This is a genomic window from Brevibacterium pityocampae (assembly GCF_039541555.1).
Classification (GTDB): Bacteria; Actinomycetota; Actinomycetes; order Actinomycetales; family Brevibacteriaceae; genus Brevibacterium; species Brevibacterium pityocampae.
In genome coordinates this window covers 55,436-78,012 of record NZ_BAABGL010000003.1, presented here as the reverse complement: position 1 = coordinate 78,012, position 22,577 = coordinate 55,436, and the positions used below count along the sequence as shown (strand labels likewise).

Annotated in this window: 32 protein-coding genes; 31 read left to right on the top strand and 1 reads right to left on the bottom strand. The window is 67.2% G+C overall.

What is annotated here, in order from left to right; all coding sequences use genetic code 11:
* The first annotated feature begins 8 nt into the window (after positions 1-8).
* From rpsL to map, 31 genes are all read left to right on the top strand, one after another.
* Positions 9-383 (top strand): 30S ribosomal protein S12, encoded by a 375-nt coding sequence (rpsL, locus tag ABD883_RS03685; RefSeq protein WP_102161472.1) that lies wholly within the window; start codon positions 9-11, stop codon positions 381-383.
* Positions 383-853, top strand: coding sequence for a 30S ribosomal protein S7 (gene rpsG / locus ABD883_RS03680; protein ID WP_137317982.1), 471 nt, complete (start codon positions 383-385; stop codon positions 851-853). The genes rpsL and rpsG overlap by 1 nt, the downstream gene beginning before the upstream one ends.
* Positions 854-922: 69 nt before the next feature.
* Positions 923-3,025 carry an elongation factor G gene (gene fusA / locus ABD883_RS03675; RefSeq protein ID WP_295686754.1) on the top strand — a complete coding sequence of 701 codons (2,103 nt, stop codon included), beginning with the start codon at positions 923-925 and terminating at the stop codon, positions 3,023-3,025.
* 108 nt (positions 3,026-3,133) lie between these two features.
* Entirely contained in the window at positions 3,134-4,327 is a 1,194-nt protein-coding gene (tuf, locus tag ABD883_RS03670) for an elongation factor Tu (RefSeq protein ID WP_247618314.1), read from the top strand.
* Between the two features lie 249 nt (positions 4,328-4,576).
* The gene (locus ABD883_RS03665) at positions 4,577-5,815 is read left to right on the top strand and encodes an extracellular solute-binding protein (protein WP_345029915.1); all 1,239 of its coding nucleotides are present in this window, start codon (positions 4,577-4,579) and stop codon (positions 5,813-5,815) included.
* On the top strand, positions 5,812-6,798 hold the full coding sequence (locus tag ABD883_RS03660; protein WP_345029913.1) for a carbohydrate ABC transporter permease: 987 nt from the start codon (positions 5,812-5,814) through the stop codon (positions 6,796-6,798). Before ABD883_RS03665 ends, ABD883_RS03660 begins: the two co-directional genes overlap by 4 nt.
* A gap of 3 nt (positions 6,799-6,801) precedes the next feature.
* The gene (locus ABD883_RS03655; RefSeq protein WP_345029909.1) at positions 6,802-7,653 is read left to right on the top strand and encodes a carbohydrate ABC transporter permease; all 852 of its coding nucleotides are present in this window, start codon (positions 6,802-6,804) and stop codon (positions 7,651-7,653) included.
* A gap of 51 nt (positions 7,654-7,704) precedes the next feature.
* On the top strand, positions 7,705-9,093 hold the full coding sequence (locus ABD883_RS03650) for an ABC transporter ATP-binding protein (RefSeq protein WP_345029907.1): 1,389 nt from the start codon (positions 7,705-7,707) through the stop codon (positions 9,091-9,093).
* A 486-nt stretch (positions 9,094-9,579) separates the two neighbouring features.
* On the top strand, positions 9,580-9,888 hold the full coding sequence (gene rpsJ / locus ABD883_RS03645) for a 30S ribosomal protein S10 (protein WP_009379191.1): 309 nt from the start codon (positions 9,580-9,582) through the stop codon (positions 9,886-9,888).
* 18 nt (positions 9,889-9,906) lie between these two features.
* The gene (gene rplC, locus ABD883_RS03640; protein WP_345030129.1) at positions 9,907-10,572 is read left to right on the top strand and encodes a 50S ribosomal protein L3; all 666 of its coding nucleotides are present in this window, start codon (positions 9,907-9,909) and stop codon (positions 10,570-10,572) included.
* Between the two features lie 5 nt (positions 10,573-10,577).
* Positions 10,578-11,264: a 50S ribosomal protein L4 gene (gene rplD / locus ABD883_RS03635; RefSeq protein ID WP_247618318.1), complete on the top strand. Its 687-nt coding sequence runs from the start codon at positions 10,578-10,580 to the stop codon at positions 11,262-11,264.
* Positions 11,261-11,560: a 50S ribosomal protein L23 gene (rplW, locus tag ABD883_RS03630; protein WP_101652159.1), complete on the top strand. Its 300-nt coding sequence runs from the start codon at positions 11,261-11,263 to the stop codon at positions 11,558-11,560. The genes rplD and rplW overlap by 4 nt, the downstream gene beginning before the upstream one ends.
* A gap of 31 nt (positions 11,561-11,591) precedes the next feature.
* Complete coding sequence (gene rplB, locus ABD883_RS03625) at positions 11,592-12,428, top strand: 50S ribosomal protein L2 (RefSeq protein ID WP_137317975.1); 837 nt, start codon at positions 11,592-11,594, stop codon at positions 12,426-12,428.
* A 15-nt stretch (positions 12,429-12,443) separates the two neighbouring features.
* Complete coding sequence (gene rpsS / locus ABD883_RS03620; protein WP_101652155.1) at positions 12,444-12,725, top strand: 30S ribosomal protein S19; 282 nt, start codon at positions 12,444-12,446, stop codon at positions 12,723-12,725.
* 44 nt (positions 12,726-12,769) lie between these two features.
* Positions 12,770-13,156, top strand: a complete 387-nt coding sequence (rplV, locus tag ABD883_RS03615) for a 50S ribosomal protein L22 (protein WP_137317974.1) — start codon at positions 12,770-12,772, stop codon at positions 13,154-13,156.
* The gene (gene rpsC / locus ABD883_RS03610; protein ID WP_345029903.1) at positions 13,156-13,977 is read left to right on the top strand and encodes a 30S ribosomal protein S3; all 822 of its coding nucleotides are present in this window, start codon (positions 13,156-13,158) and stop codon (positions 13,975-13,977) included. Before rplV ends, rpsC begins: the two co-directional genes overlap by 1 nt.
* 3 nt (positions 13,978-13,980) lie before the next feature.
* The gene (gene rplP, locus ABD883_RS03605) at positions 13,981-14,397 is read left to right on the top strand and encodes a 50S ribosomal protein L16 (protein ID WP_101652149.1); all 417 of its coding nucleotides are present in this window, start codon (positions 13,981-13,983) and stop codon (positions 14,395-14,397) included.
* A 2-nt stretch (positions 14,398-14,399) separates the two neighbouring features.
* A complete protein-coding gene (gene rpmC, locus ABD883_RS03600; RefSeq protein WP_137320279.1) occupies positions 14,400-14,651 on the top strand; it encodes a 50S ribosomal protein L29 in 252 nt (83 codons plus the stop codon).
* Positions 14,651-14,941, top strand: coding sequence for a 30S ribosomal protein S17 (rpsQ, locus tag ABD883_RS03595; RefSeq protein WP_345029901.1), 291 nt, complete (start codon positions 14,651-14,653; stop codon positions 14,939-14,941). Before rpmC ends, rpsQ begins: the two co-directional genes overlap by 1 nt.
* A 145-nt stretch (positions 14,942-15,086) precedes the next feature.
* Positions 15,087-15,455 (top strand): 50S ribosomal protein L14, encoded by a 369-nt coding sequence (gene rplN, locus ABD883_RS03590; protein WP_137317971.1) that lies wholly within the window; start codon positions 15,087-15,089, stop codon positions 15,453-15,455.
* Positions 15,456-15,457: 2 nt separating this feature from the next.
* The gene (gene rplX / locus ABD883_RS03585; RefSeq protein ID WP_101652141.1) at positions 15,458-15,826 is read left to right on the top strand and encodes a 50S ribosomal protein L24; all 369 of its coding nucleotides are present in this window, start codon (positions 15,458-15,460) and stop codon (positions 15,824-15,826) included.
* On the top strand, positions 15,826-16,398 hold the full coding sequence (gene rplE / locus ABD883_RS03580) for a 50S ribosomal protein L5 (RefSeq protein ID WP_137317969.1): 573 nt from the start codon (positions 15,826-15,828) through the stop codon (positions 16,396-16,398). The genes rplX and rplE overlap by 1 nt, the downstream gene beginning before the upstream one ends.
* A 70-nt stretch (positions 16,399-16,468) precedes the next feature.
* Entirely contained in the window at positions 16,469-16,867 is a 399-nt protein-coding gene (gene rpsH / locus ABD883_RS03575; RefSeq protein ID WP_101652137.1) for a 30S ribosomal protein S8, read from the top strand.
* Positions 16,868-16,884: 17 nt separating this feature from the next.
* A complete protein-coding gene (gene rplF, locus ABD883_RS03570) occupies positions 16,885-17,421 on the top strand; it encodes a 50S ribosomal protein L6 (RefSeq protein WP_137317968.1) in 537 nt (178 codons plus the stop codon).
* A 2-nt stretch (positions 17,422-17,423) separates the two neighbouring features.
* Positions 17,424-17,804 carry a 50S ribosomal protein L18 gene (rplR, locus tag ABD883_RS03565; protein ID WP_137320278.1) on the top strand — a complete coding sequence of 127 codons (381 nt, stop codon included), beginning with the start codon at positions 17,424-17,426 and terminating at the stop codon, positions 17,802-17,804.
* A complete protein-coding gene (rpsE, locus tag ABD883_RS03560; RefSeq protein ID WP_265809092.1) occupies positions 17,801-18,463 on the top strand; it encodes a 30S ribosomal protein S5 in 663 nt (220 codons plus the stop codon). Before rplR ends, rpsE begins: the two co-directional genes overlap by 4 nt.
* The gene (gene rpmD / locus ABD883_RS03555; protein WP_101652129.1) at positions 18,463-18,645 is read left to right on the top strand and encodes a 50S ribosomal protein L30; all 183 of its coding nucleotides are present in this window, start codon (positions 18,463-18,465) and stop codon (positions 18,643-18,645) included. The genes rpsE and rpmD overlap by 1 nt, the downstream gene beginning before the upstream one ends.
* Before the next feature lies 1 nt (position 18,646).
* Positions 18,647-19,099 (top strand): 50S ribosomal protein L15, encoded by a 453-nt coding sequence (gene rplO, locus ABD883_RS03550; RefSeq protein WP_137317966.1) that lies wholly within the window; start codon positions 18,647-18,649, stop codon positions 19,097-19,099.
* A gap of 242 nt (positions 19,100-19,341) precedes the next feature.
* Positions 19,342-20,643 carry a preprotein translocase subunit SecY gene (secY, locus tag ABD883_RS03545; RefSeq protein ID WP_247618321.1) on the top strand — a complete coding sequence of 434 codons (1,302 nt, stop codon included), beginning with the start codon at positions 19,342-19,344 and terminating at the stop codon, positions 20,641-20,643.
* Between the two features lie 70 nt (positions 20,644-20,713).
* Positions 20,714-21,283, top strand: a complete 570-nt coding sequence (locus tag ABD883_RS03540; RefSeq protein ID WP_247618322.1) for an adenylate kinase — start codon at positions 20,714-20,716, stop codon at positions 21,281-21,283.
* Entirely contained in the window at positions 21,284-22,114 is an 831-nt protein-coding gene (gene map / locus ABD883_RS03535; RefSeq protein ID WP_345029893.1) for a type I methionyl aminopeptidase, read from the top strand.
* Between the two features lie 117 nt (positions 22,115-22,231).
* Here the strand turns inward: map and ABD883_RS03530 are convergent, their stop codons facing one another.
* Positions 22,232-22,498: a hypothetical protein gene (locus tag ABD883_RS03530; protein WP_247618323.1), complete on the bottom strand. Its 267-nt coding sequence runs from the start codon at positions 22,496-22,498 to the stop codon at positions 22,232-22,234.
* Positions 22,499-22,577 lie beyond the last annotated feature (79 nt).

Genomic DNA, 22,577 nt, shown 5'->3' with positions numbered 1-22,577 from the left:
AGAACTCAGTGCCGACAATCCAGCAGCTCGTCCGCAAGGGACGGCATGACAAGGCCGCGAAGAACGCAACGCCTGCCCTCAAGGGCAGCCCGCAGCGCCGCGGTGTGTGCACGCGTGTGTACACCACCACCCCCAAGAAGCCCAACTCGGCGCTCCGCAAGGTCGCCCGCGTGAAGCTCTCCAGCCAGATCGAGGTCACCGCCTACATCCCCGGCGAGGGCCACAACCTGCAGGAGCACTCGATCGTGCTCGTCCGCGGCGGTCGTGTGAAGGACCTCCCCGGCGTCCGCTACAAGATCGTGCGCGGCTCGCTCGACACCCAGGGAGTCAAGGGTCGTCAGCAGGCCCGCAGCCGCTACGGAGCCAAGAGGGAGAAGAAGTAATGCCACGTAAGGGCCCCGCACCCAAGCGCCCGGTCGTCATCGACCCGGTCTACAGCTCGCCGCTGGTCACCCAGCTCATCAACAAGATCCTGCTCGACGGCAAGCGCTCCACCGCCGAGCGCATCGTCTACGGCGCGCTCGCCGGCGCCGGCGAGAAGACGAACACGGATCCCGTCGTGCTGCTGAAGAAGGCGCTCGACAACATCCGTCCCTCGCTCGAGGTCCGGTCCCGCCGCGTCGGCGGTGCGACCTACCAGGTGCCGGTCGACGTGCGCCCCGTGCGCGCCACGACCCTCGCCCTGCGCTGGCTCGTGGGCTACTCGCGGCAGCGCCGCGAGAAGACCATGACCGAGCGTCTGCAGAACGAGATCATGGATGCCAGCAACGGCCTCGGCGCCGCAGTCAAGCGTCGCGAGGACACCCACAAGATGGCCGAGTCCAACAAGGCCTTCGCCCATTACCGCTGGTGACCTCCGGGCCGGGCGGACCACCGTCCGCCCGGCCGGTACACCCAGTCATCGAGACGAGAGAGAGACACCGTGGCACTCGACGTGCTGACCGACCTCAACAAGGTCCGCAACATCGGCATCATGGCCCACATCGACGCCGGTAAGACCACCACCACCGAACGCATCCTCTTCTACACCGGTGTGAACTACAAGATCGGCGAGACCCACGACGGCGCCTCGACGATGGACTGGATGGAGCAGGAGCAGGAGCGCGGCATCACCATCACCTCGGCTGCCACGACCTGCTACTGGGAGGGCAACCAGATCAACATCATCGACACCCCGGGGCACGTCGACTTCACCGTCGAGGTGGAGCGCTCCCTGCGCGTGCTCGATGGCGCCGTCGCCGTGTTCGACGGCAAGGAGGGCGTGGAGCCCCAGTCGGAGACCGTGTGGCGCCAGGCCGACAAGTACAACGTCCCGCGCGTGTGCTTCGTCAACAAGATGGACAAGCTCGGTGCGGACTTCTACTTCACCGTCTCCACCATCAAGGACCGTCTCGGTGCGAAGCCGCTGGTCATCCAGCTGCCGATCGGGGCGGAGAACGACTTCGCCGGAATCGTCGACCTCGTCGAGATGAAGGCCTGGATCTGGCCGGACGAATCCCAGAAGGGTCAGGACATGACCGAGACGGAGATTCCCGCCGACCTGGTCGAGCGCGCCGAGGAGTACCGCAACCAGCTCATCGAGGACGTCGCCGAGGCGGACGAGGAGCTCATGGAGAAGTACCTCGACGACGGTGAGCTCACCGTCGACGAGATCAAGTCCGGTATCCGCAAGCTCACCATCGCCTCCGAGGCGTTCCCGGTGATGTGCGGTTCGGCGTTCAAGAACAAGGGCGTCCAGCCCATGCTCAACGCCGTCATCGACTACCTCCCGACCCCGCTCGACGTCGAGGCCGTCGAGGGCCACCCGGTGGGCGACGAGGAGACCGTCGTCACCCGCGAGCCCTCGACCAGCCAGCCCTTCTCGGCTCTCGCGTTCAAGGTCGCGACCCACCCGTTCTTCGGCTCGCTGACCTACGTCCGCGTGTACTCGGGCAAGGTCGCCTCCGGCGCCCCGGTGCTCAACACCACCACGGGCAAGAAGGAGCGCATCGGCAAGCTCTTCCAGATGCACTCCAACAAGGAGAACCCGGTGGAGGAGGCCGTCGCCGGCCACATCTACGCGTTCATCGGCCTCAAGGACACCACCACCGGTGACACCCTGAGCGACCCGAACGATCCCGTCGTGCTCGAGTCGATGAGCTTCCCCGATCCCGTGATCTTCGTGGCGATCGAGCCCAAGACCAAGGGCGACCAGGAGAAGCTGTCGACCGCGATCCAGAAGCTGGCCAAGGAGGATCCCACCTTCACGGTCAACCTCAACGACGAGACCGGTCAGACCGAGATCGGCGGCATGGGCGAGCTGCACCTCGACATCCTCGTCGACCGCATGAAGCGGGAGTTCAAGGTCGAGGCGAACGTCGGCAAGCCGCAGGTGGCCTACCGCGAGACCATCCGCCGCAAGGTGGAGAAGGTCGACTACACCCACAAGAAGCAGACGGGTGGATCCGGCCAATTCGCGAAGGTCCAGGTCACCTTCGAGCCGCTCGAGGTCACCGGTGAGACGATCTACGAGTTCGAGAACGCCATCACCGGCGGCCGCGTGCCCCGTGAGTACATCCCGAGCGTCGACGCCGGCATCCAGGACGCCATGCAGATGGGCGTGCTCGCCGGCTACCCGCTGGTGGGAGTCAAGGCCATCCTGGTCGACGGCGCCTACCACGACGTCGACTCCTCGGAGATGGCGTTCAAGATCGCCGGCTCGATGGTACTCAAGGAGGGCGTCAAGAAGGCGAACCCGGTTCTGCTCGAACCGCTCATGGACGTCGAGGTCCGTACGCCCGAGGAGTACATGGGCGACGTCATCGGCGACCTGAACTCGCGGCGCGGACAGATCCAGTCGATGGAGGATGCATCGGGCGTCAAGGTCGTCCGCGCGTTCGTCCCGCTCTCGGAGATGTTCGGCTACATCGGCGACCTGCGGTCGAAGACCCAGGGCCGCGCCGTGTACTCGATGCAGTTCGAGAGCTACTCGGAGGTCCCGAAGGCTGTTGCCGAGGAGATCATCCAGAAGGTCCGCGGAGAGTAATCTCCGCCCCCAGTCTGCGCGGGCTGCCCGGCCCGACGGCTTATGAATATCCAACCCAGGCGTAGGATGTGAACCGCACATCCTGCACCACCCACGAGGAGGAACCCAGTGGCAAAGGCTAGCTTCGACAGGACCAAGCCGCACGTCAACATCGGCACGATCGGTCACGTCGACCACGGCAAGACCACGCTGACCGCGGCGATCACCAAGGTCCTGGCCGACAAGTACCCGGATCTCAACGAGGCGCGCGCCTTCGACCAGGTCGACAACGCGCCCGAGGAGAAGCAGCGCGGCATCACGATCAACGTGTCGCACGTCGAGTACCAGACCGAGAAGCGTCACTACGCTCACGTCGACGCCCCCGGTCACGCCGACTACATCAAGAACATGATCACCGGTGCGGCCCAGATGGACGGCGCGATCCTCGTGGTCGCCGCCACCGACGGCCCCATGCCCCAGACCCGTGAGCACGTGCTGCTCGCGCGTCAGGTCGGCGTGCCGTACATCGTGGTCGCGCTCAACAAGTCGGACATGGTCGACGACGAGGAGCTCCTCGAGCTCGTCGAGATGGAGGTGCGCGAGCTCCTCTCCGATCAGGAGTTCGACGGCGACAACGCCCCCGTCGTCAAGGTCTCGGCGCTCAAGGCGCTCGAGGGCGACGCCGAATGGGTCAAGACGGTCGAAGAGCTCATGGACCAGGTCGACGAGTACGTCCCGGAGCCGGAGCGCGACATCGACAAGCCGTTCCTCATGCCCGTCGAGGACGTCTTCACCATCACCGGCCGCGGCACCGTCGTGACCGGTCGTGTGGAGCGCGGTGTGCTCCTCCCCAACGAGGAGATCGAGATCGTCGGCATCAAGCCGACCTCCTCGAAGACCACCGTCACCGCCATCGAGATGTTCCGCAAGACCCTGCCGGACGCTCGCGCCGGTGAGAACGTCGGCCTCCTGCTGCGCGGCACCAAGCGCGAAGAGGTCGAGCGCGGTCAGGTCATCGTGAAGCCGGGTTCGATCACCCCGCACACCAAGTTCGAGGGCCAGGTCTACATCCTGTCCAAGGACGAGGGCGGCCGTCACAACCCGTTCTACTCGAACTACCGTCCGCAGTTCTACTTCCGGACCACCGACGTCACCGGCGTCATCACGCTGCCCGAGGGCACCGAGATGGTCATGCCGGGCGACAACACCGACATGTCGGTCGAGCTCATCCAGCCGATCGCCATGGAGGAGGGCCTCCGCTTCGCCATCCGCGAGGGCGGACGCACCGTCGGCGCCGGTCGTGTCACCAAGATCGTCGAGTGATCTGAAGCGCGACTGAGCAGAGGCCCCGGAGAGCGATCTCCGGGGCCTCTGTCGTGCTCGGGCGCCGTTCCCGACATCGCAGGGTGTGCCGCTCGAACTCGGGAATCTGCTCTGCACACCCGCGCTGCCGGGGTTATGGTGGGGGCTGACAGGACATATCGACGGCGACACGGAGGCTCGATGATGAGGCGGAGACGGCGGAGATCCAGGCGCCTGCTGCCCCTGGCGGCGGCCGCGGGAGCAGCGGTGATGGCACTCTCCGGCTGCCAGACCGACCCGGGCGGGAACACGATCACGTGGTACATCAACCCGGACAACGGCGGGCAGGATGCACTCGCGGAGAAGTGCAGCGCGGACTCCGGCGGCGAGTACCGGATCAGCACCTCGGTGCTGCCGAACGACGCGGAGAGCCAGCGCGAGCAGCTCATCCGGCGCCTCGCCTCGAACGACTCCTCGATCGACATCATGAGCCTCGACACCGTCTACGTTCCCGAGTTCGCCAATGCCGGCTACCTCGAGCCGGTGCCCGAGGAGTACACGGAGTCCTTCACCGAGGACGTCATCGAGGCCGCCGCGGAGTCCTCCTACTGGGAGGACGAGCTCGTCTCCGCCCCGCTCCAGGCCAACACCCAGATCCTGTGGTACCGCAAGTCCGTCGCCGAGGCCGCCGGGCTCGACATGTCGCAGCCGGTGACCTGGGACCAGATCATCGAGGCCGCGCAGAGCCAGGAGAAGGAGATCGGCGCACAGGGCATCCGCGCCGAGTCCCTCACCGTGTGGCTCAACGCCCTCATCGAATCCCAGGGTGGGCAGATCGTCGCCGATCCCGAGGCGGATCCGGAGGAGACCGAGCTCGGCCTCGACACCCCGGAGGGGGAGAAGGCCGCGGAGATCATGTCGACGATCGGGAAGGAGGGCCTCGGCGGGCCCTCGTTCTCCAACCTCGACGAGAACGGCGCGCTGCTGCGTTTCCAGGGCGAGAACGGCGGCTTCATGGTCAACTGGCCGTTCGTCTACTCGGCCCTCGTCGCGGGCGTCGAGGACGGCTCGATCGACCAGGCGGTCCTCGACGACGTCGGCTGGGCGCCGTACCCCGCCGTCGAGGAGGGCACCCCGGGCGCTGCTCCGTTCGGCGGCGTCAAGCTCGCCGTCGGCGCCTTCTCCTCGAACCCCGAGGCCGCGTTCGCCGCCGTCGACTGCATCCGCCAGCCGGAGAACCAGGCGGAGTACTTCATCACCGACGGTCTGCCCCCGGCGACCCGCGCGGCGTTCGACGATCAGGCGGTGCAGGACGAGCTGCCGTACGCGCAGGCGATCCTCGACTCCCTCGAGACCGCCGCCTCCCGTCCGATCTCGCCCTACTACTCGACAATCACCGGCGGCATCCAGCGGTCCTGGCACCCGCCGGCCGACATCGACCCGGCCACCACCCCGGCCGAGTCCACCGCACTCGTCCTGGAGATCATGCGCGGGGAGGCACTGCTGTGAGCGAATCGACCGAACTCCGCGGCCCCGGCGGCGCCTCCGCCCAGTCCCCGGGCACGACGCGCGCCCGCGAGAAGCCGGGCCGGACCGGGAAGCGGAAGCGCTACACCTCGGAGCGCAGCCGGGCCGAGGCGAAGCTCGGGCTCATGCTCGCCGCGCCGGCGGCGATCGTGCTCCTCCTCGTCACCGGATATCCGATCCTCCAGGCCGTCTACCAGTCGTTCTTCAACCTCCGGCTCACCGACCGGGAGAACGCGTACTTCAACTGGGGGGCGAACTACGTCACGGTGCTGTCCGACCCGCTGTGGTGGCAGACGCTGGGCTTCACGCTCCTCATCACCGTCGTCACCGTCGCCGTCGAGCTCGTCCTCGGCTTCTTCTTCGCGATGGTCATGCTCAACGCGATGAAGGGTGTGCGGGGGCCGATCCGCACGATCATCCTCGTGCCCTACGGCATCATCACCGTCGTCGCGGCGTTCTCGTGGAAGTACGCCTTCGACCTCGGCACCGGCTTCGTCGGCACGTGGTTCGGGATCGAGGGCTTCGACTGGTTCGGCAACTTCTGGTCCTCGTTCGCAGTCATCTCGCTCGCCGAGATCTGGAAGACCACGCCGTTCATCTCGCTCCTCATGCTCGCCGGGCTCGCGCAGATCCCCGGTGACATGGTCGAGGCCGCGACCGTCGACGGCGCGAGCTGGTGGCAGCGCCTCACCCGCGTCATCCTGCCGAACATGAAATCCGCGATCATGGTCGCCCTGATGTTCCGCACCCTCGAGGCGTTCCGGATCTTCGACTCCGTGTTCGTCATGACGCAGGGAGCCAACGGCACCGCGACGGTGTCCTCGCTCGCCTACGACCAGACGATCTCGCAGCTCCAGACGGGCCTCGGCTCCGCGGTCTCGGTGCTCCTGTTCCTCTGCGTGGGCCTCATCTGTCTCCTGTTCATCAAGGGGTTCCGCGTGAACCTCGGCGATTCGAGAGGTTGAGCCATGGCCGCCACCCGCACCACCTCGCCGCTGACGAAGACCCTGTGGATCGTCGCCTTCGTGCTCATCGCACTGTGGGCGCTGTTCCCCGTCGTCTGGATCCTGTCCCTGTCGCTCAAGAGCCCCTCGGACATCGCCAACCGGCAGTTCTGGCCGACGGAGCTGTCCTGGGAGAACTACGACCTCATCCTGTTCGGCGGCGCCCAGGAGCTGTTCCTGCCGGCGCTGCGGAACTCGATCGGGATCTGCCTCATCGCCACGCTCGTCGCCGTCGTCCTCTCCACCCTCGCCGCGTACGCGATCGCCCGGCTCGACTTCCCGGGCAAGAACGTCGTGCTCTACATGTCGCTGGCGATCACGGTGTTCCCGGTGATCTCGATCGTCACCCCGCTGTTCAACCTGTGGTCGAGGATCGGCCTCTACGACACGTGGCTCGGCCTCATCATCCCGTACCTCTCGCTCACCCTGCCGATCTCCATCTGGACGCTCACCTCGTTCTTCAAGGAGATCCCCTGGGAGCTCGAGCAGGCCGCGCAGGTCGACGGGGCGACTGCCTTCCAGGCGTTCCGCAAGGTCATCGTGCCGCTCGCCGCACCGGGCGTCTTCACCACCGCGATCATCGCCTTCTTCATCGCGTGGAACGACTTCCTCTACGGCATCTCGCTGACCTCGACCTCGGCGGCCCGCCCCGTGCCGGCGGCGCTGTCGTTCTTCACCGGCGCCTCGCAGTTCGAGGAGCCGGCCGGCTCGATCGCCGCCGCCTCGATCGTCGTGACGATCCCGGTGATCATCATCGTCCTCCTGTTCCAGCGCCAGATCGTCTCCGGCCTGACCTCGGGCGCGGTGAAGGGATGACCCGCGCGCTCGTCACACCGACCTCCGTTCGCCCCCGTCAAGGAGCACACCATGGCTGAAATCGAACTCCGGAATCTCGTCAAGCGCTACGGCGACGGGTTCCCCGCCGTCAACGACGTCAGCCTGCGGATCGAAGACGGCGAGTTCGTCATCCTCGTCGGGCCCTCGGGTTCGGGCAAGTCCACCGTCCTGCGGATGATCGTCGGTCTCGAGGACATCACCGACGGCGACCTCCTCATCGACGGCGAGCGGGTCAACGACAAGGCGCCGCGCGACCGCGACCTGTCGATGGTGTTCCAGAACTACGCGCTCTACCCGCACCTCACGGTGTACGAGAACATCGCGTTCCCGCTGCGCCTCGACAAGACCTCGTACCCGGAGGACGAGGTGAAGGCGCGCGTCGACCGGGCGGCGACGATGCTCGAGCTCGGCGAGCACCTCGAGCGCAAGCCGGCGAACCTGTCCGGCGGCCAGCGCCAGCGCGTGGCCATGGGGCGCGCGATCGTCCGTGACGCCAAGGCGTTCCTGTTCGACGAGCCGCTGTCGAACCTCGACGCCAAGCTCCGCGGGCAGATGCGCACGGAGATCGCCCGGATGCAGCGCAACCTCGGCGTCACCACCGTCTACGTCACCCACGACCAGACCGAGGCGATGACGCTCGGGGACAAGGTCGCCGTCCTCAAGCGCGGCGCGCTGCAGCAGTATGCGAGCCCGCAGGAGCTCTACCGGGAGCCGGTGAACATCTTCGTCGCCGGCTTCATCGGATCCCCGTCGATGAACTTCCTGCCGGTGACCAATCGCGGCAACGGCGAGCTCGAGTCGCCCTTCGGCACCTTCCGGCTGCCGGAGGAGCGGGCCCGGGGGCTGGCCTCGGCGCCCGAGCTGCTCATCGCCGGCCTGCGCCCCGAGGCGTTCCAGGACGCCGACCTGCTCGAGGAGTCCGAGGTCGAGCGGGGCGCCGTGATCACCGCCGAGGTCGATGTCACCGAGTGGCTCGGCAACGAGATCTACGCCTACCTCCCCTTCGAGGCCACCCCCGAGGTGCAGGAGTCGCTCGACGAGCTCGACCGCGACCTCGACGGCGAGGGCATGCGCACCCAGGTCGTCGCCGCGCTCGACCCGCAGTCGCGAGTGCGCGAGGGCGACACCGTGCGCCTGTTCTTCGACCCTGCCGACGTCATGGTGTTCGACCCCGCGACCGGGGACAACCTCACCCGCGACGAGGAGCGCGCCGCGGAGATCACCCGGAAGTCGGAGGAGGCCCGGAGGCGGGCCCTCGAGCGCGCCCGCAGCGAGCAGGGCGCCGGAGGGCAGAAGCGCGGCAGCGGGAACGGTGCTGCGGGCGCGGGCCAGGGCGCGAGCGGCCGGACTGACGCCGGCACGGGCGACCGCACTGCGGACGGCGGCTCCACCACGGGGTCCACCTCGACCGGGCGCTGAGCAGCCACCGGCGAACTGCGCGGTATCCGAAACGCGACGCGCAATTGCGCGACAGGTTCCGGATACCGCGCAGTCCATGAGACGATCCGGAGACCGGAGACCGGAGACCGGAGACCGGCAGGGGCGGTGGGACCGTACCGCCCCGCCCCCCTCCACCGCACGGTGCGGTGAAGGTCACAGACCGTCGTGCGCCCCGGATTTGCGGTGCCTTGGCGGCTGTGACAAGATGGACAAGTTGCATTTCGGCCTCATGACCCCTGCACAGCGGCACTCAGCCGCGAACAGGCCGGAATCCACCGGGAGAATCTGCCGCAGGCGGGTTCGTCAGCACCGGGCAGCCGATTGATGAAGTGTCAGCTTCGCCCGCAAGGGAGTGGCGACACGCCCGACCTCGGGGGTCGGTCACACCAAGCCGGAGCAGACCGCGCGATCCGTACAGGACGGCGGTTGATGTCCGGGAAGACCAAGAGAAAGAGTTACGACGCCATGGCGGGACAGAAGATCCGCATCCGGCTCAAGTCGTACGACCACGCGGTCATTGACAGTGCAGCACGCAAGATCGTGGACACTGTCACCCGCGCGGGCGCTACGGTCGTGGGCCCCGTGCCGTTGCCGACGGAGAAGAACGTGTACTGCGTCATCCGTTCGCCGCACAAGTACAAGGACAGCCGCGAGCACTTCGAGATGCGCACCCACAAGCGGCTCATCGATATCGTCGACCCGACGCCGAAGGCCGTCGACTCGCTCATGCGACTCGACCTCGCCGACGACGTCAACATCGAGATCAAGCTCTAAGGGGGAGTAATGGCCAACATGCGTTCCAAGGCTCTCCCGACCACCCGCACCGTCAAGGGACTGCTGGGCACCAAGCTCGGCATGACCCAGGTGTGGGACGAGCAGAGCAACCTGGTCCCGGTCACCGTGATCGCCGCCGGGTCGAATGTCGTCACGCAGGTCCGCAACGAAGAGGTCGACGGCTACACCGCCGTGCAGATCGCCTTCGGCGAGATCGATCCCCGCAAGGTCGACAAGCCCACCGCCGGACACTTCGAGAAGGCCGGGGTCGCCCCCCGCCGCCACCTCGTCGAGCTGCGCACCGCCGATGCCGGTGAGTACGAGCTCGGCCAGGAGCTCGGCGCAGATGTGTTCGAGGCCGGCACCAAGATCGACGTGACCGCCAAGAGCAAGGGCAAGGGCACCGCCGGCGTCATGAAGCGTCACGGCTTCGCCGGCGTGGGCGCCTCGCACGGCGCGCACCGCAACCACCGCAAGGCGGGCTCGATCGGTGGGGCTTCGACCCCCGGTCGCGTCTTCAAGGGCCTGCGGATGGCCGGTCGGATGGGCGCCGTCAAGCACACCACCCAGAACCTCACCGTCCACGCTGTCGACGCTGAGAACAATCTGCTCCTCATCAAGGGCGCCGTCCCCGGCCCCAAGGGCGCGGTCGTTCTCGTTCGCTCCGCCGCGAAGGAGGCCTGAGAGAGATGACTGAAACCACGACTATCGACGTCCTCGACGCCGCCGGCAAGAAGTCCGGCACCGCGCAGCTGCCCGCCGACGTGTTCGGGGTGGCGACCAACGTGCCGCTCATCCACCAGGTCGTCGTCGCCCAGCTCGCCGCGGCGCGCCAGGGCACCCACAAGACCAAGACCCGGTCCGAGGTCCGCGGCGGCGGGCGCAAGCCGTACCGCCAGAAGGGCACCGGCAACGCACGCCAGGGCTCGATCCGCGCTCCGCAGTACGCCGGCGGCGGGATCGTCCACGGCCCGGTGCCGCGCGACTACTCGCAGCGGACCCCCAAGAAGATGAAGGCCGCTGCGCTCCGCGGCGCCCTGTCCGACCGCGCGCGCCTCGACCGCGTGTTCGTGGTCAGCGCACTCGTCGACGGGGACGCCCCGTCGACGAAGCAGGCCCGTGCGGCGCTGTCGAACCTCAGCGACCGGGCGAACAAGCTCGTCGTCGTCGAGCGCGCCGATGAGCTCACCTATCTCAGCGTCCGCAACCTCCCGAAGGTGCACGTGCTGCCCGCCGACCAGCTCAACACGTACGACGTGCTGATGGCCGACGACATCGTGTTCACCGAGGGCGCGCTGGCGACCTTCCTCGACGGTGCCGCCCGCGGCCGCGTCAAGGCAGGCGGACGCGACACCCGCGAGGAGGACGCAGAATGAGCGTGACGTTCAAGGACCCGCGCGACATCATCATCGCCCCGGTCGTCTCGGAGAAGACCTACAACCTGATGGACGAGGGCAAGTACACCTTCCTCGTCGATCCGCGGTCGAACAAGACCGAGATCAAGTACGCAATCGAATCCATCTTCGGTGTGAAGGTCGCGTCGGTGAATACCCTGAATCGCCAGGGGAAGCGCCGTAGGACCCGCTCCGGCTGGGGCAAGCGCAATGACACCAAGCGTGCCATCGTCGCCCTCAAGGAAGGTTCGATCGACATTTTCGGCGGATCGCTCTAAGCGATACCCCTCGTAAGAAGGATCAAGACTCATGGGAATCCGTAAGCACAAGCCGACGACCCCGGGCCGACGCGGCTCCTCGGTCGCCGACTTTGTCGAAGTGACCCGGTCTACGCCGGAGAAGTCACTTCTGCGCCCGCTGTCCAAGAGCGGCGGCCGCAACAGCCAGGGACGCGTGACCACCCGCCATCACGGCGGCGGACACAAGCGCCAGTACCGTGTCATCGACTTCCGTCGCCATGACAAGGACGGTGTGCCCGCACGCGTCGCACACATCGAGTACGACCCGAACCGCACGGCGCGCATCGCCCTGCTGCACTACGCGGACGGCGAGAAGCGCTACATCCTCGCGCCGAACCGCCTCAAGCAGGACGACCGCATCGAGGCCGGCCCGACGGCCGACATCAAGCCGGGCAACAGCCTGGCCCTGCGGAACATCCCGGTCGGCACCGTCGTCCACGCAGTCGAGCTGCGTCCGGGCGGCGGCGCCAAGATCGCCCGTTCCGCCGGCTCCTCGGTGCAGCTCGTCGCGAAGTACGGCCCTTACGCGCAGCTGCGCATGCCGTCCGGCGAGATCCGCAACGTCGACGTGCGCTGCCGCGCCACGGTCGGCGAGGTCGGCAACGCCGAGCAGTCGAACATCGACTGGGGCAAGGCTGGACGCATGCGCTGGAAGGGCAAGCGCCCGACCGTCCGCGGCGTCGTGATGAACCCCGTCGACCACCCGCACGGCGGTGGCGAGGGCAAGACCTCCGGTGGACGCCACCCGGTCAGCCCGTGGGGTCAGAAGGAAGGCCGCACCCGCAAGCCCAACAAGGAAAGCGACAAGCTCATCGTGCGTCGCCGCCGCACCGGCAAGAAGCGTTGATAGGGAGCCTGAAGAATGCCTCGTAGCCTCAAGAAGGGCCCCTTCGTTGACGAGCACCTGTACCAGAAGGTCGCTGCTCAGAACGAAAAGGGCACCAAGAACGTTATCAAGACCTGGTCCCGACGCTCGATGATCATCCCGGACTTCCTGGGACACACCATCGCGGTGCACGACGGACGCAAGCATGTCCCGGTGTTCATCACCGAGGCCATGGTCGGGCACAAGCTCGGCGAATTCGCCCAGACGCGGACGTTCCGCGGCCACGACAAGGACGATCGCAAGGGCCGCCGCCGCTGAGGCGGGCAGCTCGAAGCGATCTTCGACAAGGAAAGAAGGAAGCGATGGAAGCCAAGGCGAAGGCGCGTTATCTGCGCGTCACGCCCCAGAAGGCTCGGCGCGTCGTTGACCTCATTCGTGGTCAGCAGGCAACCGAAGCTCTGGCGGTGCTGAAATTTGCAGAACAGTCGGCGTCCGATCCGATCTACAAGCTCGTCGCCTCGGGCATCGCGAATGCGCGTGTCCAGGCCGACAAGCTCGGTGAGGCGTTCGACGAGAACGAACTGGTCATCTCGGAAGCATTCGTGGACGAGGGACCGACCATGAAGCGGTTCCGGCCTCGTGCCCAGGGACGTGCCTACCGCATCAACAAGCGCACCAGCCACATCACCGTCGTGCTGGCATCGGGAGACGACCTCCCGGTGGGCGCTTCACGGAAGGGGAACCGCTGATGGGACAGAAGATCAATCCCAACGGATTCCGTCTCGGAATCACCACCGACCACAAGTCGAAGTGGTACGCCGACTCGACCAAGGCCGGGCAGCGCTACAGCGACTACGTGGGCGAGGACGTCAAGATCCGCCGTCTGCTGAGCACCGGCCTCGAGCGGGCCGGCATCTCGAAGGTCAACATCGAGCGGACCCGTGACCGGGTGCGCGTCGACATCCGCACCGCGCGTCCCGGCATCGTCATCGGTCGCCGCGGCGCCGAGGCCGACCGCATCCGCGGGCAGCTCGAGAAGCTCACCGGGAAGCAGATCCAGCTCAACATCCTCGAGGTCAAGAACCCCGAGACCGATGCACAGCTGGTGGCGCAGGGTGTGGCCGAGCAGCTCGCGAGCCGCGTGGCCTTCCGCCGTGCGATGCGCAAGGCGATCCAGTCCGCGCAGCGGGCCGGTGCCAAGGGCATCCGCGTGCAGTGCGCCGGCCGTCTGGGCGGCGCCGAGATGAGACGCTCGGAGTTCTACCGCGAGGGACGCGTGCCGCTGCACACCCTCCGGGCGAACATCGACTACGGCTTCTACGAGGCCCAGACGACCTTCGGCCGGATCGGCGTCAAGGTGTGGATCTACAAGGGCGACTTCACCGACAAGGAGATCGCCGCCCAGGAGGCCGCACAGCCGAACGCACGGGGCCCGCGCGGCGGCGGTGCCCGCGGTCGCGGTCGCGGAGGACGGGGTCGGGGCACCGACCGTCGTCCCGAGGTCGGCCAGAGGAAGACTGACAACACTGCCGAGGCGGCTCCGGCCGCAGCGGCCGGATCGGAGGGCTGACACATGCTGATCCCTCGTCGAGTCAAGCACCGCAAGCAGCACCACCCCAAGCGCGGCGGCATGTCCAAGGGCGGCAACGAGGTCACGTTCGGTGACTGGGGAGTCCAGGCTCTCGAGCCGGCCTACGTGACCAACCGGCAGATCGAGGCGGCTCGTATCGCGATGACCCGCCACATCAAGCGCGGCGGCAAGGTGTGGATCAACATCTACCCCGACCGCCCGCTGACCAAGAAGCCCGCCGAGACCCGCATGGGCTCCGGCAAGGGCTCACCCGAGTGGTGGGTGGCGAACGTCAAGCCCGGTCGAGTTCTGTTCGAGCTCGCCGGTGTCCCCGAGGAAGTCGCTCGCGAGGCCCTGCGCCTGGCGATCCACAAGCTTCCTCTCAAGGCCCGCATCGTGCGGCGCGAAGGTGGTGAATGACAATGGCGATCGGTTCCAAGGACCTGTCCATGGACGCCCTCGACGGCTTCGACAACGACCGTCTTGTCGAGGAGCTGAAGAAGGCCAAGGCCGAGCTGTTCAACCTCCGGTTCCAGTCGGCCACCGGTCAGCTCGAGAGCCACGGTCGACTCAAGGCCGTGCGCCGCGACATCGCCCGGATCTACACCGTGCTCCGTGAGCGCGAGCTGTCGATCCGGACGAACCCGGCCGATGCCAAGGAAGAGGATAAGTGATGGCCGAGCAGACCCAGGCAGCCGCAGCACAGGAGTCGGAGCGCAATTCGCGCAAGACCGCGCGCGGGTACGTCGTCTCCGACAAGATGGACAAGACCATCGTGGTGGAGGTCGAGGACCGCAAGAAGCACCGTCTCTACGGCAAGATCATGCGGAAGACCAGCAAGATCAAGGTCCACGACGAGCAGAACACGGCAGGCATCGGCGACCTCGTCGTCGTGTCCGAGACCCGTCCGCTGTCGGCGACCAAGCGCTGGCGGCTCGTCGAGATCGTCGAGCGCGCCAAGTAAGAGGCCCGCACACGCCCCGGGTTCCCCCCGGTCCCGCCCCTTCCGCGGCGGCCACCGGGACTCCCGGGGCAGGGCACACACGTCAATCATCCGTTCCGTCAGGCTCGCCACCGGTGAGAACCGACGAGACGACAGGAGATAAGCAGTGATCCAGCAGGAGTCGCGACTCAAGGTCGCCGACAACACGGGCGCGAAGGAGATCCTCGCGATCCGGATCCTCGGCGGTTCCGGCCGACGCTATGCCGGCATCGGCGACACGATCGTCGCCACCGTCAAGGACGCCATCCCCGGCGGCAACGTCAAGAAGGGCGACGTCGTCAAGGCGGTCGTCGTCCGCACCGTCAAGGAGCGCCGTCGCGCCGACGGCTCGTACATCAAGTTCGACGAGAACGCAGCGGTCATCCTCAAGACCGACGGCGAGCCTCGTGGAACCCGCATCTTCGGACCCGTCGGGCGCGAGCTGCGCGACAAGAAGTTCATGAAGATCATCTCGCTGGCGCCGGAGGTGTTGTGAGCATGGCAGCAAAGCTCAAGATCAAGAAGGGTGACCTCGTGCAGGTCATCGCCGGTGCCCGCGCCTCGCGCGGGGGCGACCGCGGCAAGCAGGGCAAGGTCCTCGAGGTGTTCCCCGAGACCAACCGCGTCCTCGTCGAGGGCGTCAACCGGGTGACCAAGCACCGCAAGGCCGGCCAGACCGCCTCGGGCGCCACCGCGGGCGGCATCGAGATCCACGAGGCACCGATCCACGTGGCCAAGGTGATGCTCGTCGATCCCAAGGACAACAAGCCGACCCGCGTGGGCTACCGCACCGAGGAAGTCGAGCGCGACGGCCGCACCCGCACCGTGCGGGTCCGCGTCTCGCGTCGTACCGGGGAGGACATCTGATGACCGACAGCACCGTGCAGACCCGCCCGGCACCGCGCCTCAAGCAGGTCTACCGTGAAGACATCGTGCCGAAGCTCCAGGAGGAGTTCGGCTACGGCAACCCGATGCAGGTCCCTGGCCTCGTCAAGGTCGTCGTGAACATGGGTGTCGGAGACGCCGCGCGCGACTCCAAGCTCATCGAGGGCGCGATCCGCGACCTCACCCTCATCACCGGCCAGAAGCCCGTGGTGACGAAGGCCCGGAAGTCGATCGCGCAGTTCAAGCTGCGCGAGGGACAGCCGATCGGCGCCCACGTCACCATGCGCGGGGCCCGGATGTGGGAGTTCCTCGACCGCGTCGTCTCGCTCGCGCTGCCGCGCATCCGCGACTTCCGCGGACTGTCGGACCGCCAGTTCGACGGCAACGGGAACTACACCTTCGGTCTGACCGAGCAGTCGATGTTCCACGAGATCGACCAGGACGCGATCGACCGCGTCCGCGGCATGGACATCACCGTGGTGACCACCGCCAAGACCGACGACGAAGGCCGGGCGCTGCTGCGCCACCTGGGCTTCCCGTTCAAGACCAACTGAATCTCTACGTTGTAGGTCCGACGCGGCGCACGCCGCCGACGAAACCCCAACGAGGAAGGGCAACAGCCCAATGACAATGACTGATCCCGTCGCAGACATGCTCACGCGTCTGCGCAACGCCAACTCGGCGTACCACGAGGATGTCAGCATGCCCTACAGCAAGCTGAAGTCGAACATCGCCGAGATCCTCAAGACCGAGGGCTTCATCTCCGACTGGCGCGTCGCTGACGCCGAGGTCGGCAAGAAGCTCGAGCTCGACCTCAAGTTCGGCCCCAACCGCGAGCGCTCGATCGCCGGCATCCGCCGCGTGTCGAAGCCCGGTCTGCGGGTCTATGCGAAGAGCACGAACCTGCCCAAGGTGCTCGGCGGACTCGGAATCGCGATCCTGTCGACCTCCTCGGGTCTGCTCACCGACAAGCAAGCATCGAAGAAGGGCGTGGGTGGGGAAGTCCTCGCCTACGTCTGGTAAGGAAGGGGGAGAGCACAATGTCACGTATTGGCAAGCAGCCGATCTCCGTTCCCTCCGGTGTCGAGGTGAAGATCGACGGTCGCCGCGTCTCCGTCAAGGGACCGAAGGGCGAGCTCGGACTCACCGTCGCCGAGCCCATCGAGGTCACCCTCGAGGACGGCGCCGTGAGCGTCACCCGTCCGAACGACGAGCGCGAATCGCGTTCGCTCCACGGACTCACCCGCACCCTGATCAACAACCAGATCGTCGGCGTCACCGAGGGCTACTCGAAGTCGCTCGAGATCGTCGGCACCGGTTACCGCGTGCAGGCCAAGGGCTCGAACCTCGAGTTCGCCCTCGGCTACAGCCACTCGATCACCGTCGAGCCGCCGGCCGGGATCACCTTCTCGGTCGAGGGCCAGAACAAGCTGACCGTCTCCGGCATCGACAAGCAGCTCGTCGGCGAGGTGGCGGCAAACATCCGCAAGCTGCGCAAGCCCGAGCCCTACAAGGGCAAGGGTGTGCGCTACGCCGGCGAGAACGTTCGCCGCAAGGTCGGAAAGGCTGGTAAGTGACCATGGCCTTCGGAAAGAAGCAGAGCTACGGCAAGGGCAAGGGCGCTGCACGCGCTCGCCGCCACGTCCGTCTGCGCAAGCACATCAACGGCACTGCCGAGCGTCCCCGTCTCGTCGTCAAGCGATCGAGCCGCCACGTGTTCGTGCAGGTCATCGACGACAGCGTCGGGAAGACCCTGGCATCGGCCTCCACCATGGAAGCCGATCTCCGGTCCGCCGGCGACGACAAGACCACGAAGGCACGCCGGGTCGGCGAGCTCGTCGCCGAGCGCGCCAAGGCCGCGGGCATCGAGTCCGTGGTGTTCGACCGCGGCGGCAACACCTACCACGGTCGTGTCGCCGCGATCGCCGAAGGTGCACGCGAAGGAGGACTGTCCCTGTGAGCACTGAAGAGAACAAGGACCAGCAGGTGGCCCAGACCGAGACCCCGCAGACCGATGACCGCAACCGCGGTCGCGGCCGGGGCCGCGGCGAGGGCGGCGGCCGCGACGGCCGTCGCGGCAACCGGCAGGACCGCGACGACAAGAACCAGTTCATCGAGCACGTCGTCACCATCAACCGCGTGTCGAAGGTGGTCAAGGGCGGACGCCGGTTCTCCTTCACCGCGCTCGTCGTCGTCGGTGACGGCAACGGCATGGTGGGCATGGGCTACGGCAAGGCCAAGGAAGTTCCCGCGGCCATCGCCAAGGGTGTCGAGGAGGCGAAGAAGAACTTCTTCCGCGTCCCCCGCATCCAGAAGACCATCCCGCACCCGGTGCAGGGTGAGGCCGCCGCAGGCGTCGTCCTGCTGCGTCCGGCCGCCCCGGGTACCGGCGTGATCGCCGGCGGTCCGGTCCGCGCCGTCCTCGACTGCGCCGGCGTCCACGACATCCTGTCGAAGTCGCTGGGCTCCTCGAACGCCATCAACATCGTGCACGCCACGATCGCGGCGCTCAAGGGCCTCGAGCGTCCCGAGGAGGTCGCGGCCCGCCGCGGCCTGCCGGTCGACGAAGTCGCGCCGTACGCGATGCTGCGCGCACAGGAGAGCGGAGCGAACGCCTGATGGCACAGCTGAAGATCACGCAGATCAAGTCCGAAATCGGTGGCAAGCAGAACCAGCGCGAAACCCTCCGGAGCCTCGGTCTCAAGAAGATCAACGACGTCGTCGTGAAAGAGGACCGGCCGGAGTTCCGCGGCATGGTGAACACCGTGCGCCACCTGGTGAAGTGCGAAGAGGTGGATTGAGATGGCAGAAGAGAATGTGCTGAAGCTGCACCACCTGCGTCCTGCCCCCGGCGCCAAGACCGCGAAGACCCGTGTGGGTCGCGGTGAGGCGTCGAAGGGCAAGACCGCCGGTCGCGGCACCAAGGGAACGAAGGCTCGTTACCAGGTTCCGCACGGCTTCGAGGGCGGGCAGACCCCGCTCCACATGCGGCTCCCGAAGCTGCGCGGGTTCAAGAACCCGAACAAGGTGACCTTCCAGGTCGTCAACCTCGACAAGCTCTCGTCGCTGTTCCCCGAGGGCGGCACCGTGGGCGTCGAGGACCTGGTCGCCAAGGGCGCCGTGCGCCCCAAGCAGCCGGTCAAGGTGCTGGGCACCGGAGAGATCTCCGTCAAGCTCGACATCACCGCCGACAAGTTCTCCGCGTCCGCGATCGAGAAGATCGAAGCGGCCGGAGGGAAGACGACGACCGCCTGAGGGTGACCCCTCGGCCCGGTCGCTGGGAGGGAGGTCGCCTGCGGGCGGCCTCCCTCCTGTCGCGTCCGCACCCCTGAGCGTGCACCGGGGACCCCCGTCCGGGGCCGGCCGTTCGGTTTCAGGGGCGCGGAACCACCCTGCTACAGTTCAACAGGTACTCTCAACGACTCATCATCCGAGGATCGCCGGCCCCTGCGCACGCGCGCGGCCGCCCGCCTTGGTGGACACCCCCAGGAGGACGCTTGCTCGGCGCAATTGGGCGGGCTTTCAAAACGCCCGATCTGAGGAACAAACTCCTCTTCACACTCGGCGTGATCGTGCTCTACCGGCTCGGCTCGTACATCCCCGCCCCCGGCATCGACTACGCGCAGGTCCAGCAGTGCGTCGCCAACCCGCAGCTCAACCAGGGTGCGTTCGGGCTCGTCAACCTGTTCAGCGGCGGAGCGCTGCTCCAGCTGTCGATCTTCGCGCTCGGCATCATGCCCTACATCACGGCGAGCATCATCACCCAGCTCCTGCGCGTGGTGATCCCGCGCTTCGAGGCCCTCCACAAGGAGGGCGCCTCCGGCCAGGCGAAGCTCACCCAGTACACCCGGTACATGACGATCGGATTGGGCATCCTCAATGCCACGACCCTCGTCTCCACGGTGCGCACCGGTGCGCTGTTCGGCAATGTCGAAGGCTGCCAGGACCTCATCGTCAACGACACCTGGTGGGGCGTCCTCATCATCGTCATCACCCTGACCGCCGGCACCGGCCTCATCATGTGGCTCGGCGAGCAGATCACCGAGCGGGGCGTCGGCAACGGCATGTCGCTGCTGATCTTCACCGCCGTCGCCGCCGGGTTCCCGGCCGCCTTCGGCGCGATCCTCACCTCGCAGGGCATCGACATCTTCCTCATCGTCGTCGCCGTCGGCCTCGCGATCGTCGCGCTCGTGGTGTTCGTCGAGCAGTCCCAGCGCCGCATCCCGGTGCAGTACGCCAAGCGCATGGTCGGCCGTCGGATGTTCGGCGGGACCTCGACCTACATCCCGATCAAGGTCAACCAGGCCGGTGTGATCCCGGTGATCTTCGCCTCCTCGGTCCTGTACCTGCCGAGCCTGATCGCGCAGTTCGGCGACCCCGAGGCGCAGTGGGTGCAGTGGATCACCGAGTACCTCACGACGGGCGACCACCCGGTCTACATGCTCGTGTACTTCCTGCTGACGATCTTCTTCACGTACTTCTACGTCGCGATCACCTTCAACCCGGAGGAGGTCGCGGACAACATGAAGAAGTACGGCGGCTTCATCCCCGGCATCCGCGCCGGACGGCCGACGGAGCAGTACCTGAGCTACGTGCTCACCCGGATCACCTTCCCGGGCTCGCTGTACCTCGCGTTCGTCGCGATGATCCCGCTCATCGCGCTGGTGCTCATCGATGCCAACCAGAACTTCCCGTTCGGCGGCACCTCGCTCCTCATCATCGTCGGTGTGGGCCTGGAGACCGTCAAGCAGATCGATTCGCAGATGCAGCAGCGCCACTACGAGGGGCTGCTGCGCTGACCACGACCGCATCGACCGCGCCCGTCCCGGGCGCCGGCCGTGGGCGGCACCATCCTGAAAGGAACACACCATGAGCGAACGGATCATCCTCATCGGCCCGCCGGGGGCGGGCAAGGGCACCCAGGCCGCCCGCCTCGCGGAGAAGCTCGGCATCCCGGCGATCTCCACCGGGGACATCTTCCGTGCGAACGTCGCCGGGGAGACCGAACTCGGGAAGACCGCGAAGCGCTACATGGACTCCGGCGAGTACGTGCCGGACGAGGTCACCAACTCGATGGTCAAGGACCGCCTCGCCCAGGACGACGCCCAGCCCGGGTTCCTGCTCGACGGCTACCCGCGCACCGAGGCGCAGGTCGCCGAGCTCGACTCGATGCTGTCCGACCTCGGCGAGTCGCTCGACCACGTCGTCGAGCTCACCGCCGACACCGACGAGGTCGTCGAGCGCCTGCTCGCCCGCGCGCAGCTCCAGGGCCGCTCCGACGACACCGAGGAGGTCATCCGCCACCGCCTCGACGTCTATGCCGAGCAGACGCAGCCGCTGACCCGGGTCTACGCCGACCGCGGTCTGCTGCGCCAGGTCGACGGGCTCGGTGAGATCGATGCGATCACCGACCGCATCCTCGCGCAGATCGGGCACTGAGTGTTCGGATCCAAGCTGGAGCTCAAGACCGAGGCGCAGATCCGCACGATGCGCCGCGCCGGTCTCGTCACACGGGCGGCCCTCGCGGCCGCCCGTGCCGCGTCCGTGCCCGGGGCCACCACCGCCGAGGTCGACGCAGCCGCGGCCGCCGTCATCGCCGAGGCCGGTGCGCGCTCGAACTTCAAGGGCTATCACGGGTTCCCCGCTGTGGCCTGCATCTCCGTGAACGAGGAGATCGTCCACGGCATCCCCGGCGCGCGCGTCCTCGAGGCCGGCGACCTCGTGTCGATCGACTGCGGAGCGATCGTCGACGGCTATCACGGCGACTCCGCCTTCACCCTCTGCGTCGGCGGCTGGGAGCACGCGAGTGCGGCCGACCGGCGTCTCTCCGACATCACCGAGGAATCGATGTGGGCCGGCATCGCGGCCTTCGCCCGCGCCAAGCGGGTCGGCGAGATCGGTGCGGCGATCGAGGAGTTCGCGCTGGCCGAGGCTCCGGACCTCGGGCTGCTCGAGGACTACACCGGGCACGGCATCGGCACGCAGATGCACATGGAGCCCGAGGTGCTCAACTACCGGGCCAGGAACCTGGGGCCGAAGATCCGGCCCGGGCTGTGCCTGGCGATCGAGCCGATGCTCGTCGCCGGTGACATCGCCTCGCGCACCCTCGACGACGACTGGACCGTCGTCACCGTCGACGGGGCGCGGGCCGCCCACTGGGAGCACACAGTGGCTCGCCACGAGCGCGGGATCTGGGTGCTCACCGCGGAGGACGGCGGGGCCGAGCGCCTCGCCGCCTACGGCGTGACCCCGGTGCCGCTCGAGGACTGACGCGGCACCGGCGGGCCACCGGGCCCGCCGAACGGACCGGCCGGAGTGCGTGTGCACTTCGGCCGTCGTCGTATCCAGCGGTGAAGCGGGCGCGGGCGTCACGTGGACGCGCCCGGATCAGACCTGTGCGGCAGCGGCCCGGGTGTCCGGCACCTCCCTCATCTTCCCGCGGACTCCCAGGAAGGTTCCCAGATAGGTCCCGCCTGCTGCCAGGAGACCGAGTGCGAACATCCATGTCGCGGTGGTGGTGATGCCTGCACCGACGATCATGAATGCTGCGAAGGCGATGACTACGGTGATCGAGGCCGCCACGCTGGCCGCGGCGAGGGAGAAGCTGTGGGCAGCGCGAGCGCTCTCGAGCGCTGCTGCGAAGGACTGGGACATGGTGGACCTTTCTGAGACAACGGGTATCGCTGTCCACGCTATGGTGGCGGTTCACCCCTTGCCACGTCCTCCCGAAACG